The organism is Parvibaculum indicum (assembly GCF_011762095.1).
GTDB lineage: Bacteria > Pseudomonadota > Alphaproteobacteria > Parvibaculales > Parvibaculaceae > Parvibaculum > Parvibaculum indicum.
Map to the genome: position 1 here is coordinate 30,868 of NZ_JAASQO010000018.1, position 15,731 is coordinate 46,598.

Below are 15,731 nucleotides of genomic sequence, written 5' to 3' on the forward strand. Positions count from 1 at the left end.
CTACGGGCGGCACTGAGGCCACCGGTAGAAACTGAAAGAGTACATTGACATGCGGCTGATCCTGCCTTTGCCCGGCAACGAAACTTTTGCCCGTCATCTTGCTGAAGCCGGAGGATGGGAGCTTGGGCACATCGAAACCCGGCGTTTCCCCGATGGCGAGAGCTATGTCCGCATTCTTTCGGATGTCGCCGATCGGCCGGTGGATTTGGTCTGCACGCTTGCACGGCCGGCCGATGGCTTCCTCAGCCTCGCATTCGCCGCGGACGCCGCCCGCTCGCTTGGCGCGAGCGAGGTGACGCTGATCGCGCCCTACCTTTCCTACATGCGACAAGACCGACGCTTCCAACCGGGCGAGGCCATAACTTCGAAGACATTCGCGCGGCTCCTATCTTCGACCTTCGACCGCCTGGTGACAGTCGACCCCCACCTACACCGATATCCTGCGCTTTCCGCGCTCTACACGATCCCGACCGATACGCTGCACGCGGCACCTCTGCTGGCAGATTGGATCGCCGCAGAGGTCGACAAACCGCTGATCGTCGGCCCGGATGAGGAGAGCGAACAGTGGGTGTCGGCAATCGCCGAGCGCATCGGCGCTCCGTATACCGTCCTGCGCAAGATCCGGCATGGCGACCGCAACGTCGATGTCGAATTGCCCGACCTTTCGGAATGGAAGGCCCACTGTCCGGTCATCGTCGATGACATAGCCTCGTCCGGGCAAACGCTCATCGATGCGGCAAAGAAGCTGCCGCTCCAGGGCTTCCGGCGACCTGTCTGCGCAGTTGTCCATGGCGTATTCGCCGAAGGATCCTATGAGCGCCTGAGGCTCCTCACCGACAGAATAGTTTCCAGCGACTCCATTCCACATGAGAGCAACGCCATCGGGCTTGCGCCGCTGATCGCAGCCATGATCGCGTCCGCCAACAAGACTCCGGTCGACATAAAGCGGCACCGCCGTCCGCCCGAACCTTATGACGAAGTTGAACAGGCGGGCCTGGATTCGTTTCCCGCCAGCGATGCTCCGCCTTGGACAGGTGGCGTCGACTGAGCGGCGAACCCTTTCAGGTGGCGACTAAGCACATGAATTCGACCAGGAGGAAGTCATGCTCAAATTCACATCACTCGGCGGTGCGGGCACTGTCACCGGTTCGAAACATCTTCTTGACCATGACGGCAAGCGGATCCTCGTCGACTGCGGATTGTTCCAGGGCCTTAAGAACCTGCGTGAGTTGAATTGGGAGTCACTGCCGATCGCCCCTTCGAGCATCGATGCAGTGGTTCTCACCCACGCCCATCTCGATCATTCTGGCTATTTGCCCAAGCTCGTAAGGGATGGCTTCCAGGGCAAGATCTTCGCAACCGACGCGACGCACGACGTTGCGAAGCTGATCCTGAGGGACAGCGGGTTTCTCCAGGAGAAGGATGCCGAATACGCAAACCGCAAGGGGTTCTCGAAGCATAAGCCGGCCCTACCGCTCTACGGGGTTCGCGACGCGGAACGCGCCCTCGAACGCTTCTCGTCAGTTCGGTTCGACGAGCCCATGCAATTGCCCGGCGGTGCGACTCTGAGGTTCAGGCATGCAGGCCACATCATGGGTGCCGCCACCGCAGATATCGAATGGGGCGGCAAGCGGATCGTGTTTTCCGGGGACCTGGGGCGTTATGACGATCCGGTCATGCCCGATCCGGTCTTGGTTCCGGAGGCAGATTATATTGTCGTTGAATCGACTTACGGCAACCGAACCCATCAAAAGGGCGATCCGACCGAGATGCTGGGTTCCGTCATCGACCGCACGGTTCAGCGCGGCGGGACCGTGGTGATTCCGGCATTCGCCGTTGGCCGGGCGCAGTCGCTGCTCTATCACCTCTGGCAATTAAAGCAGGCTGGTCGTCTGGCATCCATCCCGATTTTCCTCGACAGTCCGATGTCGATCAGCGCGACCGACCTGCTTCACACGCATCGCGCGGATCACCGGCTCTCGCCTGAGGTTTGCGACGCAGTCTGCGCCATCGCCACCTACACCAGGGACGTCGAGGCATCCAAGGCGATTACCGCCAGTACCTATCCCAAGGTGGTGATCTCTGCCAGTGGCATGGCGACCGGTGGCCGCGTTCTCCACCATCTCAAAGCCTTTGCACCCGATCAGAAGAACACCATTCTGTTCTCTGGCTTTCAGGCGGCCGGAACCCGCGGACGAGCCATGTTGCAGGGCGCCCGTGAGATCAAGATCCACGGACAGTGGATACCGGTCCAGGCAGAGATTGCCGACCTTCCTGCACTTTCGGCGCACGCAGATTCCGATGAGCTGATGCGCTGGCTCTCCGGCTTTCGTCATGCGCCTGCCCGCACCTTCATCGTCCATGGGGAGCCCGAAGCTTCGGAAGCCCTGCGCGTCCGCATCGGCAGGGAGCTGGAGTGGAAGGCCACCGTTCCCCGCCAGGATCAGGCGTTCGACCTATGAGCCAGGGTGACGCCGAACTCCCCGCCACACCGAAGCTGCGCGCAACACGCCTTCGCCTGCACACACAGCACCAGGCGGTGGTCATCATGCGGACCGACTGCCATGTCTGCCGCTCGGAGGGTCTGGCTTCCCGATCGCAGGTCCTGGTGTCGAGCGGTGGCCGGGAGGTGCAGGCAACCCTGTTCCAGATCGAGGGGGACGATCTGCTCGCCATCGATCAGATTGCGCTCACCGAAACCACATGGAAGATCCTGAGCCTCGACGAGGATGCCGCGGTCACCGTCACGCATGCACCGACGCTCGAATCCCTCGCCAGTGTCCGCCGTCGGATCTATGGGAATCGCCTCGACGCGCACGCCGTAGGGTCGATCGTCAGGGACGTCGCCGCACGACGCTACACAGATGTGCATCTGGCGGCCTTCCTGACGGCGAGCGCCGCCCTTCCTCTGGACGAGCAGGAGACCATCGATCTGACGGGAGCCATGGTCGATGTCGGCGAGCGCTTGCACTGGGATTCCCCGATCGTGCTCGACAAGCATTGCATTGGCGGACTGCCGGGCAACCGCACCACCCCGATCGTCGTCGCGATCGTTGCAGCCTGCGGACTCGTGATTCCCAAGACCTCGTCGCGCGCAATCACATCGCCGGCAGGAACTGCGGATACCATGGAGACGCTTGCACCGGTTGACCTTGATATCGCGACGCTCCGACGCGTCGTGGAGGCCGAGGGCGGCTGCATTGCCTGGGGCGGGGCGATGCATCTCAGTCCGGCCGACGATATTTTCGTCCGCATAGAGCGCGAGCTCGATGTCGATACCGAGGGACAGCTCATCGCTTCGGTCCTGTCTAAGAAGATCGCGGCCGGCTCGACGCACGTCGTGATCGATATCCCGGTCGGAGCTACCGCGAAGGTCCGCGGCGAGGCGTCGGCGCGTCACCTCGCGGAACGGATCAGCGCCGTCGCTGCGCGTTTCGGACTCTCGGCCACTTGCCTCTTGACCGACGGATCGCAACCGGTCGGTCGCGGAATAGGCCCGGCTCTGGAAGCGCTCGATGTCCTCGCGGTTCTCCGTAGTGCACCGGATGCACCGGATGATCTGCGCAGACGCGCGGCGGCACTGGCTGGCGCCGCCCTGGAGATTGGTGGGAAGGCCGCCAAGGGGGAAGGAGCAGCCGCTGCGCTTGCGACCCTTGCGGACGGGCGAGCCTGGCGGAAGTTCCAGGCCATTTGCGCGGCGCAAGGAGGCATGCGCACGCCGCCGCGGGCGTCCCACATTCATCCACTGATCGCACCGCGTGCAGGTCGCATTGTTCATATCAACAATCGCAAGCTGGCAAGGCTCGCCAAGCTCGCTGGCGCGCCGGAAGCCAAGGCAGCGGGCGTCTACTTGAATGTGAGTCTCGGTCAGGAGATCGACAAGGCCGAGGCACTGCTTGACATCCACGCGGAATCCGCGGGCGAACTCGCCTATGCGTTGGAGTATGCGCGAAGAAGTCCGGACATCATCGAAGTTGAGCTTTCGTCTTGATGGTCGCTGTCGAGCTTGGATGGCTGAACGCTCTGCGATGCTACTGATCGCCTTGGGGAATGGCAACTGAACATATTTAGCTGCTGTGCGAGCAGGCCCGCGCCTGCTCCCTGATCACCGCGTAGTCGCTCAGCATCTCGGCAATGGCCGAGACCCGTCCAGCAGCAGATCGAGTTCGTCGGCTGAGCGCGCCTGGAACTCGCGGCCATACTCGACCACCGGTGGGCAGACGGTGGCGACGCGAGGGTCAGAAGCGGCCGTTGCGCAGCCGGTCAGCGAGATCGTTGCGATCGCGAGGTCGGCGAGCCGCCGCGTCGAGCATCTGGCGTTGGACGTCATTGGCCTTCTCCAAAGTTTCGAGGCGTTCCGCCAGCCGTCCCGCACGCTCGCCGGAGCGCCGCCGTGCGAGCAGGAACAGCAACACAGCATGTGCGATGGCGCCGAAGCGCAGGACAGCCCGCATCTACGGGGTCGCGGCGTCCCGCAAGCGCGGCATGTGGATGGGCGGCTACGTACCGCTGGGCTACGACGTGCGCGACCGCAAGCTGTAGTCAATGAAGACGAGGCCGCGACGGTCAGGATGATCTTCGAACGGTTCGTCGCCACCGGCTCCGCGACGACGCTGGCGAAAGCGCTGGCAGCCGAAGGCGTCCAGAACAACCGCCCGTACGTCCGCCATGAAACGCCTACCTCGCGTTCTCTGGATTGTGACGCCAGCCGGAAGAAGGGTCGCAGAAGGTGCGCCAGAGGAACGAGCAGAACTTGCCGAAAACATTGCCTTTCGCGAAGCCGAACCAAACGAGACGAGGTTCGCTCGGTTAGAGACGAAAGCCCGTCAGAGACCGAAAGTCTGCGCTACGCCAGTCTCCGAGGTTCGGATGGCTTCAGCAAGCCCCTTTGAAACTTGGAAGAAATCCGGCGCTCATGGCGCGCCGCTTGAAGTTCGTAACGGGAAAATGGCGGAACACATGGGATACGAACTACGTCATCGCTCGGCGTTATTGACTGCCTGAACCGCTGACATCCTCGGAAATCTCCTGCCTGAGCTTCGGCCCTTTGGCGAGGCGCCGGCCGAGAGCGGTAATGAACGCCTCATAGCGCTCGCCGGCTTTGGCACGCGCGGCCTGTGCAGCCGGCTCCGGCAAAGTCGGTGTCGTCGCGAGCCAGAACCGGACGAAGATTGCAAGGGTCTCGACGGAAATCCCGATATCGCGCTCCAAGCGGTTCATTCGGCGGTCGAGCTGGTCGAGGCGCTTGGCGATCGCGGCCTCGCGCCTTTCAGCGTCATCCGGCGACAGGAAGGAGGCGATCGCCGCCTCCGCAATCATCGACTGCGATTGCTCGCGACGGGCGGCATAGTCCGCCAGCATCGTCATGATGTCCGGGTCGATATAGACGGAGATCTGCGCTTTCTTCTTGCGGCTGGGCATGGCCTAGAGCTCCATGCCGTCGTTGGGGTCCAGTGAGACCTGCCGCGCCACACGCTGCATCATTCGGTTCATCCCGCTGGTGCGCGCAGTCTCCTCCTGATCGTCATCGGCGGGATCGATCTCGAACTCGTTTTCAAACGGGGCCTTCTTCTCGACGGGTTTGGCACGGCTCAACTCGGGCTGGCGGCGCCGTTCTGAATCAGTCGTGTCCTCCTCCGATGCAGCGCTGGCAGACATGTGAGCGGTTTCCAACGGGCTCGCCGGCAATGGCAGACTCGTCCAGTCATCAGCCTTCGTATGCACGGATTCGGTGTTCGACGGCGGCGGCAGGATGCGTTCTTGGAAACGTCCGTCCTCGAAGTAGCGGACCTTCTTCGCTCGAATAGGCGATGTCCCGGCGACCATAACGATCTCATCGGCTGGCGGAAGCTGCATGACCTCGCCCGGCGTGAGCAGTGGTCGCGCGGTTTCCTGCCGCGACACCATCAGGTGGCCAAGCCAGGGCGAGAGTCTGTGCCCGGCGTAGTTCTTCATCGCCCGCATCTCGGTCGCAGTGCCGAGCGCGTCGGAAACTCGCTTGGCCGTGCGCTCGTCATTGGTCGCGAAGCTCACGCGCACATGGCAGTTGTCGAGGATCGAATTGTTCGGCCCATAGGCCCTTTCGATCTGATTGAGCGACTGGGCGATGAGAAAGCTCTTGAGCCCGTAGCCCGCCATGAAGGCGAGCGCACTCTCGAAGAAGTCGAGGCGACCGAGCGCTGGAAACTCGTCCAGCATCAGCAGCAACCGATGCCGTCCGGCCTTGGCCTGCAGGTCCTCGGTTAGGCGCCGACCTATCTGGTTGAGGATCAGGCGGATCAGCGGCTTTGTGCGGTTGATATCGGAGGGGGGCACGACAAGGTAGAGCGACGTCGGATGCTTACGGCCGACGAGATCGGCAATGCGCCAGTCGCAGCGGCGCGTCACCGTTGCAACGACAGGGTCGCGGTAGAGGCCGATGAAGGACATGGCGGTGGAGAGCACACCGGAGCGTTCGTTGTCCGACTTGTTCAAGAGTTCGCGCGCGGCGCTGGCGATGACCGGATGTGGGCCGGATTCGCCGAGATGCGCCGTCTTCATCATCGCAGCGAGCGTCGACTCGATGGGACGCCTTGGGTCGGAAAGAAAAGCGGCGACGCCGGCGAGTGTCTTATCCTTCTCGGCATAGAGGACGTGGAGGATGGCACCGACTAGTAGCGCGTGGCTGGTCTTTTCCCAGTGATTGCGCTTCTCGAGCGACCCTTCCGGATCGACGAGGATGTCGGCGATGTTCTGGACGTCGCGGACCTCCCACTCGCCGCGGCGCACCTCGAGCAGCGGGTTGTAGGCCGACGAAGTCGGGTTGGTCGGATCGAACAGCAGGACGCGGCCGTGCCGAGCGCGAAAGCCGGCTGTGAGCTGCCAGTTTTCGCCCTTGATGTCATGGACGATGGCGGAGCCCGGCCAGGTTAGCAACGATGGAATGACGAGCCCGACGCCCTTGCCGGAGCGGGTCGGCGCGAAGCACAGGACATGCTCCGGTCCCTCATGGCGCAGATAGTCGTCTTTGAGCTTGCCGAGAACGACACCGTCGGGTCCGAGCAGTCCGGCCGCCTTGACCTCATCGGGCCGCGCCCATCGCGCCGAACCATAGGTATCGACACTCTGTGCCTCGCGCGCCCGCCAGACGGACATCAGGATCGCCACCGCGATCGCCATGAAGCCGCCCGAGGCGGCGATGATGGCACCCTCGATGAAGATCGGCGGGGCATAGGCGTCGTAGAAATACCACCACCAGAAGAAGGCCGGGGGATAGTAGATCGGCCATCCCGCGAACTCGAACCAGGGCGCGCCGAGCTGGGGCTGGAAACCGAGGCGCCAGGCCGTCCACTGCGTCGCCGTCCAGGTGGTGGTGAGGACAATCGTGAAGACAATGAGGATCTGGCCCCAGAGAATTTTCGTACCCGACATGGTCTATGTTCCGCGCAAATATCTGCACGCTGCGGGCCATGCCTGCCGCTCTCAAGCTTATTCTTCGCTCATCGCAGAAACGGTGGCCGCCGGTAAGAAATCGGAGAGTTTCTAGCGGAGGCATCACCGGCCCAGGCCCCGCTTGCGTCCGAAACCCCAGTCGACGCCGCCGTCGCCGCGTGCCACGCCTGAGACGTGGCGGCCAAGATGCTTTTCGAGCGAGGGTGTCCAGGGAACAAGCTGGAAGCCGAGACCATCGTCGATCATCGCGAAGCGGCCGGAGGCGAGCGTGAAACGCTGGCGGTAGGCGCCGGCGACGTACTCGCCGTTGGTCGCACGCTGGAAGGGCTGGCCGGTCTGAGCCGCGAGCTTCTCGCCGAGTGTGTCCACTTCGCGCCGGCGGAGCGTGTTGAGGAGATTGCGACTGAAGATGATCCGCCGGCCCTGCCGTTCGGCGAAACCTTGCTCGATCAGGTGATCTGCACGCCGGTCCAGGGCATCGCGGACTTCGGCGCCGAACCCGCCTTCCGACAGAGCTGCGGGATCGCGTGCGATGTTTTGCCGATCGAGCCAGGTCGCGCCCGATGCGGTCACCTGCCGTTCAATGTCGAGATCGGAACGCACCGCGAGCGCGACCCGCCGCTGTCCACGGGCATCGTCATAGGCGCGCAGCTCGACGATCGAGCCTAGCGCGCTGTCGCCGGCCGCATCGAGATCGGCGAGCTTGATGTGGTGGGTCCGTCCGTCGACGCCGTCGACCACGGCATAGGCCGTGCCCTTCAGTTCGTCGTCGAGTCCACGTTCGACCAAGCGGCCGACGATCGGCGTGTCGAGACTTTCGGCGGCCAGCACGTAATCCGCCGATCCGCGCCCGATGCCGCGCTCGGTCAGCGCCCGGTGCATGCGCTTGATGATGTCACCGCGTTCGCCGAGTTCGCGCAGCGTCGCCTCGGCCGTGTCGTCGATTATCCATTGGCCGGGGCCGACCAGCTCGGCCAGGCCGAGCGTCTCCAGCTTGCGCAGCCGCCCGACCTTGAGCGCGTGGAACTCGTCGGGCTGCTCGCCCGGATGCGGCGCGAGGTCGATGACGCCGGTGCGCCGGCTGTCACGAACGAGCTGGCGGTCGAGCTGCGTCCAGCGCTCGGAGGCGATCTGGTTCTCGAGGCTGCGTCGGATGTCGAGGTCGGTGCGCGGACCGAGTTCCTGGGTGATGAGGTCGCGCGCCCGATCGCGCATGCCCTCCTTGATGTAATCGCGCGAGATGACGAGATCCTGGCCGTCGTCGCGCACACCGCGCACGATCAGATGGACATGCGGGTGTTCCGTGTTCCAGTGATCGACGGCCACCCAATCGATCTCAGTGCCGAGATCCTTCTCCATCTGTCCGACGAGGTCGCGGGTGAAGGATTTGAGGTCCGACATCTCCAGCGCGTCGTCCGGCGAGACGATGAAGCGGAAATGGTGGCGGTCGTCCTCGCAGCGCTCGGCGAAGGCGCGGCCATCCGTCTCCTCCTCTCCGGGCCCGAACAGCCGCGCCTTCTCGCCGTCGCGGGTCACCCCGTCGCGGCGCAGATAATCGAGATGCGTGCCAAGCGGCGCGGCGCGCGCGGCATGCCGGACCACACGTGCCTTGATCACCGCGCCGCGTGAGCGCGCGGTGATGAGCCGGTTGGCTTGGATGCTGGCACGCTGGCCATGGCCGAAGCGCGAGCGGTTGCCGGAAACGACGCGGCCAGACCGCGACACGCCTCCGCCGGCTTTCTTCGCGGCGGCGAGCGCCTGGGCGATGAACGGGCGCGCGGCCTGTGCACGCGTCGAGCGGATGCGGCCGGGACGGATGCGGAACTCGCGATCATCGGCCATGAGATCGCTCCGCAAGGTGCGAAAACCCGCGTAGACACGGGCATTTGAGCGGTCGGCGCACATTGCGCCAAGGCTGGGCAATGTGCGGAACGCGCCAGAAAATCCAAGCAAAACAACCGACCGACCGGCGCACAATGTGCGCCCTTTTATCCTGCCATCGTGCGGTTGTTGGGCCTGCCGCCCCCACCAGCGCCCGCCATACCACGCCAGAGCCCGACAGGGCACGAATGCACATGGCCTCAGTCACGACGGTCCCCTCATGCTGCCGTGGGCGACGAATACCGATTCCGATTGTGGCCGTTGATTGGGTTCGCGCTGCTCCGGGACGGGGGAGTGGGACGTCTTCGACGGCTCCTCGGAGGCACGGTTGTCGACAGTCCGATGGTCGTTTGAGCGCGGGACGAACAGCGGTGCCTCGCGCCAGTCCGGTGGCGATGGCGGTGCGGCCGGAGCGTTCGGCGACGGCACAGCGGCGCCAAGCGCGGGCGCAAGCAAATCGACATAGGCACGCGTTTCGGCAGGCAATGGCCGACCGGTTGCAAGGTGCTCGTCGTAGCGGGCTGGCCCCGCATTGTAGGCCGCCAGCATGGCCGGAATGGCGCCGTAGCGGTCGTACATCTCGCGCAAATAGGCTGCGCCCGCGAGGATGTTGTCGCGCGGATCGAACGGATCGCGGCCGAGGCGATACCGGGTGCGCAGGTGATCCCAGGTATCGGGCATGACCTGCATCAGCCCCATCGCGCCCGCGGATGAGACGGCACGCGTAGCGCCGGCGCTCTCGGCGCCCATGACGGCGACGATCCAGTGTTCGGGAATGCGAAAGCGACGCGCCGCCTCGGCAACGTAAGCGGCGAATGGATGGCCGATCTGCTGCTGTCCGGCGGTCGCCGGCTGAGCGAAAACGACGCCGCTTTCGACCAGGCTGAGGGACAGGCCGGAAAGGAGAAGGAGGGCAATGCGGCCGCAAGGGCCGCACCGCCGCAGTGCTGGGGACAAGCGGACGCAGCGCATCGTTCAGTCCTGGTCGTCGCGCTTTTTCGGGCGGGTCCAGTGCAGGCCCCAGTCGCGTCCGTCCTCATCCGACTGGAACAGCCGGGCGCGGATCGGAAGCGGAAATGCCGGATCGTCCAGGACGACGGAGATGAACGTGCCCGCCCGTTCGCCGGAGTGTTTCCAGCCCGCGCCGACCTCCGGACCGTGTTCGTCGCCGAGATGAACCCGGTAGGCGGGCGCGTTGTCGCTGTCGGCGTTGTCGGCGGTGACAAAGGTGAGTTCGCAGTCGAACCAGAGGGTGCGGAGACGGCCCGAATATCCTCCGGGTGTGCGAGTGAACTGACCGATCTGGGGCATGGGAATCTCCTTTTTGGTTGCGGTGGATTTGCGGGAAGGCGTGCGTCGTCACCGCGTCGGCGCGCGCCAGACGAAGCGGCCGTTTCCGTCTTCGTCGGTGTAAAGGGGGACTGCCCGGCCGATGACGGTGGTGGCCGGGAGCGGGCCGAAGTAGCGACCATCGAGACTGTCGGGGATGTCGATGTTCATGAGGAACAGCTCGTCCGGCTGGACGCGGCGACAGCCGTGCCAGACCGGCAGGGGGCGGCCGTGACTGTCGTGGTCGCGCGCTTCGCCGAGAGGGATGTCATCGACGGTGATGGCGTGGCCGGTGCGACACACCCGCTGCCCGGGACGCCCCATGACGCGCTTCAGGAGCGGCACGTCGCGGCCGATATAGCCGCGCTCGACCATGAAATCTTCGAGCGGCTCGGGCGGCATCACCGCGACCAGGTCGGGAACTTCGAGACGCTCGGCCGGATCGATCCGATAGAGCCCGATCGGCGCGCTGGCCGACACGTTCCAGACGAGCCTGGTCGATGTCGGAATGACCGCTGCTACGGCAACGCCCATCGCGGCAACGTAGGTCAGCATGACATAGCCGAAGCGGGTCATTGTTCGATCTTCCGCCGCTTGAGCCATGCCTGATGGCGCGCAAACGTGTAGGAGCGCGGTTCGTGACCGGCGTTCATCCTGTGCGCCACATGGCGCCAGTGGTCGGGGGCGACGTCGCAGGGATCGACGCCGGCGGCTTCCACCGCGTCGATATGCAGGAGCACTTTCTCGACCTTCGGCCAGCCTTCGATCTTGAGGAGGATTTCGCCGCCAGGACGCACGAAAGGCAGCGTCTGATAGGCGGCGCCGGCGTCGACGGCGCGCACGATGTCGATGCGCGAGATGACGGTGCCGAAGTCGTTTGCCGCCCACCGGACAAAGGCGAAGATGGCGCCGGGACGAAAGGACACTACACGCCGACGACGATCGAGAATCCGGTCACCGGCCTGGCGGCCGAAGCGGATCCAGTATTCGATCCGGTTCTCGATCCAGGTCAGCTCGACATGGGTGAGCGCATCGGGACTGTTGGCGGACGGCATCGGGCCGCCGCGCGCGCGGGAGGCCGCGGTGCCGGTCATGAGGGGGTCTCCTTCGTCTGCGGGGAATTCGCGGGCGAGCAGGTCGCGGAGCATGCCGGCGACGGTCTGTCCGCGCCGGAACGCCGCGATCTTGATCCGGCCGCGCAGTTCGGGCGTGACGTCGATCGTCAGCCGGGCGGTGAAGCCGGCGGCATCCGCGTCGCGCGCCGGCGGTGCATCCGACGCCTTGATCCAGCGCTCGGGATCGGCGGGGCGCGACGCGAAACCGCGTTTCGGAGCGCGCCCGCTCATGGCGCAAGCCTTCCCACCTCGGCACCAAGGGCCGCGACCTCGCGCGCGGCCGGGCTGTCCTCGTCGATCTCGAAGACGAGCCGCCCGGATTGCGCTGTATCGGCGAAAGCGACGCGCTGACCGATCCGCGCCGTCAGCACCGGCGGATCGTGATCGGCGAGCGTCTCGGCCGTCTCGCGGGCGATGACGGTACGCGCGCCGCAGCGGTTGAGAACGAAACGGGCGGCAAGCTGCGGGCGATAGATGCGCGCTTCATGCAGGAGCGACAGCATCTCGGCCGAAGCCCAGCCATCGAAGGGCGACGGCTGCACCGGGATCAGCACCAGATCGGCGGCGAGCAGCGCCGAGCGCATCAGCGAGGCGACACGGGGCGGTCCGTCGATGACAATGTGATCGGCGTCCCGCGCCAGCTCCGGCGCCTCGCGATGCAGCGTGTCACGCGCGAGGCCGACGACGCCGAACAGGCGTGGCAGGCCTTCGCGCGCCCTCTGCTGCGACCAGTCCAGCGCCGAGCCCTGCGGATCGGCGTCGATCAGGGTGACGCGCCTTCCCTGCCGTGCCCATTGTCCCGCGAGATGCAGCGCCAGCGTCGTCTTGCCGACGCCGCCCTTCTGGTTGAGAAACGCGACGATCATCGTCCCCCTCCCGGCTTACGCCCGAGGGAGAGTCGCGATGGGTGAGCGGTGTCGCTGCCGGTTGGCCGCGCCCCGGATGTCTTTCGGAGGAGCCCGTTGATGGCGGCAGCGACGGTGTTTTCCACATCGCTCCGCGCAACATAAGAGTTAGATTCTCTGTTAGATTCTAAGTTAAGGCCCGGAATCGTCGTTTCCGGCCAGAGACTTAACTGCGATCTCTGCGTGCGAAGTCCCGATGGTCCTACGTGCGAAATCCCGATACCGCTTGCGTGCGAAGTCCCGACCGCGTCCACAGCGCCGTCCACAGGTACGGCGGATGGCTTCGCCGGCAGGATGCGCAGCAGTTCGCGTCGGCCTTTGCGCTCGATGTGCAGGCGGTAGCCGGGCAGCGGCTGGCGCGGGACGATGCGCCGGAGCTGGAGCGCGAAGTCGGAGACGCGCATGAGGCTGCCGGACTTTTCATGGAGATGGGCGAACTCGAAAATCCAGCCCGGCGGCTGGCGGCCGGCGTGCTTGCGCGCGACACGGTAGAGCCAGCGTTCGATGCCGCCCGTCAGCCGGAAATAGGCCGGGTCGATGGTGAGCACCAGCGAGCGGTCGGTGACGCCGCGATAGAACCAGTCTGGCAGCACGAACTCCATGCCCTCGACGCGGCCGTCGCGCGTGACGCATTCCTCCCATTCGTTGATCCAGGAGAATTGGTGGCGGCGCCAATGCTCGCCCTGGCGGATGGTGGTGCGGATGACGGTCGATTGCAGGCGGGTGAGCGCGCCCTTCAGCAGCTTGTAGTCGCGCTGGCCGGTTTCGCGGCCGATCGATGTCAGGAGCTGATAGGGTGTGAAGCGCAGGAAGCGCGAGGTCTGGAGACCGAGATTCTCGGCCTCGACGATCTGCGAGGCGGCCCAGATGAGGATGTCGGCATCCCAGATGGTCGCCATGCCGTGCTCGGGCACGGCGAAGACCTCGACGCGAACACCGCCGGTCTCATAAAGGATCGGCGCGATGCGCTTGGCCTTGGCGAGCGAGAAGAACGGCCGCTCCATGAGATCGCGCTGATCGCGGGGGCTGGCGTCGCCGGTCGCAACGATGAAGGGATCGAGCCTGGCCCGCTCGGTCGAGGTGATGAGGCGGCGCCGCTTCATGATCGGACGTCTCAGCGACGGGTGCGGCCGGCCTGGGCCGCCGGTGCGGGTTCATGGCGCTTGGCGGGCAGCACAGACCCACGCGGGTCGGAGGTCGAGGTGACGGCGCCCCGATCGGCCCAGGCCTGTAGGTCCTCGATCGCATAGACGACGCGGCCCCCGAGCTTGCGATAGGCCGGGCCGGTTCCATAAGTGCGGTGCTTTTCCAGCGTCCGGCCGGAGAGACCGAGGAAACGCGCGGCTTCGGGAGTTCTGAGAAAGCGCGGCGGCAAGCCGGCGAGATTGGGCGACATGATCGGGGCCTCCGTGGGTTGGTTGAGGCCGCTGGCAATGAGCGGCGGACGCAGGCCACGGTGGCGAAGGAGAGCCGCGAGGGGGGAGTGCGAACAAGGGAATGCCAAAATCGCACCCCCTCTGCCGACATCGGATCAGGATCGGCGGCGATGGCGCAGGAGAACGCGATAGCCCCCGGCGATCATGGCGAGGGCATCCTTGACAAGGTCCATGGTCGCGTCGCGCAGCGCCGAGGACTTCCAGGGATCGGATGCAACGCGGGACACGCCGTAAATGACGCCCGCGATCTCGCGGTAGGTCGCGCCGTTCATGCGCCCGTCGACCGCTTGCAGCATGTGGCGGGCACGCCGGCGTTGCTGCTTGGTCAGGCGGGCATCGGGCGGGACAGCACGGCCAAGCAGGGATTTGAGCAGACGCTCGACGGCTTCGAGCCGGTCGAGGCCGTCGAGATCGAGCGGGACCAGCGCGGCAAGGGGTTCGCCGCCGGCAACGCCTGCCAGCCGCAGGAGATGCAGAACCTGCCCATCTCCGGGATCGTGCAGGAAATGGACGCCCCGTTCGTCGGAGCGGGCGGCGGTTTCCTGAACGACGGTGAAGAGATTGATATCGGCGGGAAGTATGGAAGGCGCGGCCGTTAGCAGCACGGTGCTGGTGTCGTCCTCGGGACACCAGAAGACCGGCGCTTCAGTGGCGTTGAGCGATGGACGGGCGACGAAATTGCAACCCCCAGCGTTTCCGCACCCGGTTCGTCAATTCCCGGAGATCGCACGCCGGACGCCTGGTCTCGGCATAGTCGCGCTGATAGTCGCCATTGCGCCGCAGCCATTCCCAGCCGAGATCGGGCGATACGAGATCGTCGAGATAGTCGTAGGTCGATGTCGACCGCCACCGGGATATGTCAGGGGTCATGGGAGTCCTCTGCGCGCTGTCTACCGGGAGGCGCACCATTCCCGGTTGCAGAGGCCGCCGGAAGCCCCGAAGGCGGCAACGGGCGATGCGGGTGAGGCATCGCGATTGCGGTCAGTGAGCGCGGCCCTCGCGCACGAGCAGGCGATAGCCATGCTCGGTCATCCAGCGGGCGCGGGCGAGATGGGTGTCATGGACATGGCGCGCGCGATCCGGCTCGCGAGCCGGATCGAGGCCGAACAGGATCGTGACGGCCTCGCGCCAGTCGGCGCCGTCGGTCGCCGCATCGAGCAGCCGCATGTAGAGCTTCATATGCTCACGGTCATAGGCCGTGAGCGCCGCGCTCTGCGGCGGTTCATCGAGGAATTGTACTTGCGTCACCCCAGCCCCCAGAGCCACACCATATCCGCCCGCGCCCCATTTGTTAACCAGGCGTTCGATGGGCAGAGGGAAGACCGCTGGCGCATCGCGTGATGCGTGGCAGGCATCGCCGAGGCGCTGAATGGGATGTCGGGGCTATTTTCGGCTGTCGATTTTCGCACGAACGAACATCACCCCTTCTCCTTGGTCGGAGTTGAGGAAGACGATGCCATTGGCCTCGAACGCCCGGCGCACCTGATCGCGCGTCGTCTCATACACCTTCAGTCCGCTCTCGGACTCGAGGCGCTTCAACGCGGTCAGGGATACCAGGGCCTTTTCAGCGAGCGTCTCCTGCGTCCAACCAAGCAACGCGCGTGCGGCCCGCGTCTGTCGGGCGGTGATCATGC

18 protein-coding genes are annotated in these 15,731 nt (G+C 65.1%); 3 read left to right on the forward strand and 15 right to left on the reverse strand.

Going from position 1 to position 15,731, the window contains the following annotated elements; genetic code table 11:
• The first annotated feature begins 49 nt into the window (after positions 1–49).
• Genes FHS78_RS17320 through FHS78_RS17330 form a run of 3 tightly spaced genes read left to right on the forward strand, consistent with a single transcriptional unit; the run spans position 50 to position 3,991 of the window.
• Positions 50–1,048 carry a ribose-phosphate pyrophosphokinase gene (locus FHS78_RS17320; RefSeq protein WP_019400685.1) on the forward strand — a complete coding sequence of 333 codons (999 nt, stop codon included), beginning with the start codon at positions 50–52 and terminating at the stop codon, positions 1,046–1,048.
• A gap of 55 nt (positions 1,049–1,103) precedes the next feature.
• Positions 1,104–2,462, forward strand: a complete 1,359-nt coding sequence (locus FHS78_RS17325; protein ID WP_019400684.1) for an MBL fold metallo-hydrolase RNA specificity domain-containing protein — start codon at positions 1,104–1,106, stop codon at positions 2,460–2,462.
• Positions 2,459–3,991, forward strand: a complete 1,533-nt coding sequence (locus FHS78_RS17330) for a thymidine phosphorylase family protein (RefSeq protein ID WP_167095636.1) — start codon at positions 2,459–2,461, stop codon at positions 3,989–3,991. The genes FHS78_RS17325 and FHS78_RS17330 overlap by 4 nt, the downstream gene beginning before the upstream one ends.
• 247 nt (positions 3,992–4,238) lie before the next feature.
• Here the strand turns inward: FHS78_RS17330 and FHS78_RS17335 are convergent, their stop codons facing one another.
• From FHS78_RS17335 to FHS78_RS17415, 15 genes are all read right to left on the reverse strand, one after another.
• Positions 4,239–4,454 (reverse strand): hypothetical protein, encoded by a 216-nt coding sequence (locus FHS78_RS17335; RefSeq protein ID WP_167095637.1) that lies wholly within the window; start codon positions 4,452–4,454, stop codon positions 4,239–4,241.
• A 535-nt stretch (positions 4,455–4,989) separates the two neighbouring features.
• Complete coding sequence (locus FHS78_RS17345; RefSeq protein WP_019400680.1) at positions 4,990–5,421, reverse strand: hypothetical protein; 432 nt, start codon at positions 5,419–5,421, stop codon at positions 4,990–4,992.
• A gap of 3 nt (positions 5,422–5,424) precedes the next feature.
• Positions 5,425–7,410, reverse strand: coding sequence for a conjugal transfer protein TraG (locus FHS78_RS17350; RefSeq protein WP_167095638.1), 1,986 nt, complete (start codon positions 7,408–7,410; stop codon positions 5,425–5,427).
• Positions 7,411–7,533: 123 nt separating this feature from the next.
• Positions 7,534–9,273, reverse strand: a complete 1,740-nt coding sequence (locus FHS78_RS17355; protein WP_167095639.1) for a relaxase/mobilization nuclease domain-containing protein — start codon at positions 9,271–9,273, stop codon at positions 7,534–7,536.
• A 243-nt stretch (positions 9,274–9,516) separates the two neighbouring features.
• Entirely contained in the window at positions 9,517–10,284 is a 768-nt protein-coding gene (locus tag FHS78_RS17360; RefSeq protein WP_167095640.1) for a lytic transglycosylase domain-containing protein, read from the reverse strand.
• A gap of 3 nt (positions 10,285–10,287) precedes the next feature.
• Positions 10,288–10,623, reverse strand: a complete 336-nt coding sequence (locus FHS78_RS17365; RefSeq protein ID WP_167095641.1) for a DUF736 domain-containing protein — start codon at positions 10,621–10,623, stop codon at positions 10,288–10,290.
• A 48-nt stretch (positions 10,624–10,671) separates the two neighbouring features.
• A complete protein-coding gene (locus FHS78_RS17370; protein WP_167095642.1) occupies positions 10,672–11,217 on the reverse strand; it encodes a S26 family signal peptidase in 546 nt (181 codons plus the stop codon).
• Positions 11,214–11,735, reverse strand: a complete 522-nt coding sequence (locus FHS78_RS17375) for a DUF2840 domain-containing protein (protein WP_167095662.1) — start codon at positions 11,733–11,735, stop codon at positions 11,214–11,216. The genes FHS78_RS17370 and FHS78_RS17375 overlap by 4 nt, the downstream gene beginning before the upstream one ends.
• Before the next feature lie 248 nt (positions 11,736–11,983).
• The gene (gene parA / locus FHS78_RS17385) at positions 11,984–12,622 is read right to left on the reverse strand and encodes a ParA family partition ATPase (RefSeq protein WP_019400672.1); all 639 of its coding nucleotides are present in this window, start codon (positions 12,620–12,622) and stop codon (positions 11,984–11,986) included.
• Positions 12,619–13,764, reverse strand: a complete 1,146-nt coding sequence (locus tag FHS78_RS17390) for a replication initiator protein A (protein WP_167095643.1) — start codon at positions 13,762–13,764, stop codon at positions 12,619–12,621. Before FHS78_RS17390 ends, parA begins: the two co-directional genes overlap by 4 nt.
• 11 nt (positions 13,765–13,775) lie before the next feature.
• Positions 13,776–14,057 (reverse strand): helix-turn-helix transcriptional regulator, encoded by a 282-nt coding sequence (locus FHS78_RS17395; protein ID WP_167095644.1) that lies wholly within the window; start codon positions 14,055–14,057, stop codon positions 13,776–13,778.
• Between the two features lie 135 nt (positions 14,058–14,192).
• On the reverse strand, positions 14,193–14,702 hold the full coding sequence (locus FHS78_RS17400) for a DNA -binding domain-containing protein (protein WP_167095645.1): 510 nt from the start codon (positions 14,700–14,702) through the stop codon (positions 14,193–14,195).
• Between the two features lie 40 nt (positions 14,703–14,742).
• Entirely contained in the window at positions 14,743–14,967 is a 225-nt protein-coding gene (locus FHS78_RS17405; protein ID WP_167095646.1) for a transcriptional regulator domain-containing protein, read from the reverse strand.
• A 111-nt stretch (positions 14,968–15,078) separates the two neighbouring features.
• Positions 15,079–15,345, reverse strand: coding sequence for a DNA -binding domain-containing protein (locus FHS78_RS17410; protein WP_167095647.1), 267 nt, complete (start codon positions 15,343–15,345; stop codon positions 15,079–15,081).
• A 135-nt stretch (positions 15,346–15,480) separates the two neighbouring features.
• Positions 15,481–15,729, reverse strand: a complete 249-nt coding sequence (locus FHS78_RS17415) for a helix-turn-helix domain-containing protein (RefSeq protein ID WP_019400666.1) — start codon at positions 15,727–15,729, stop codon at positions 15,481–15,483.
• Positions 15,730–15,731: the final 2 nt, after the last annotated feature.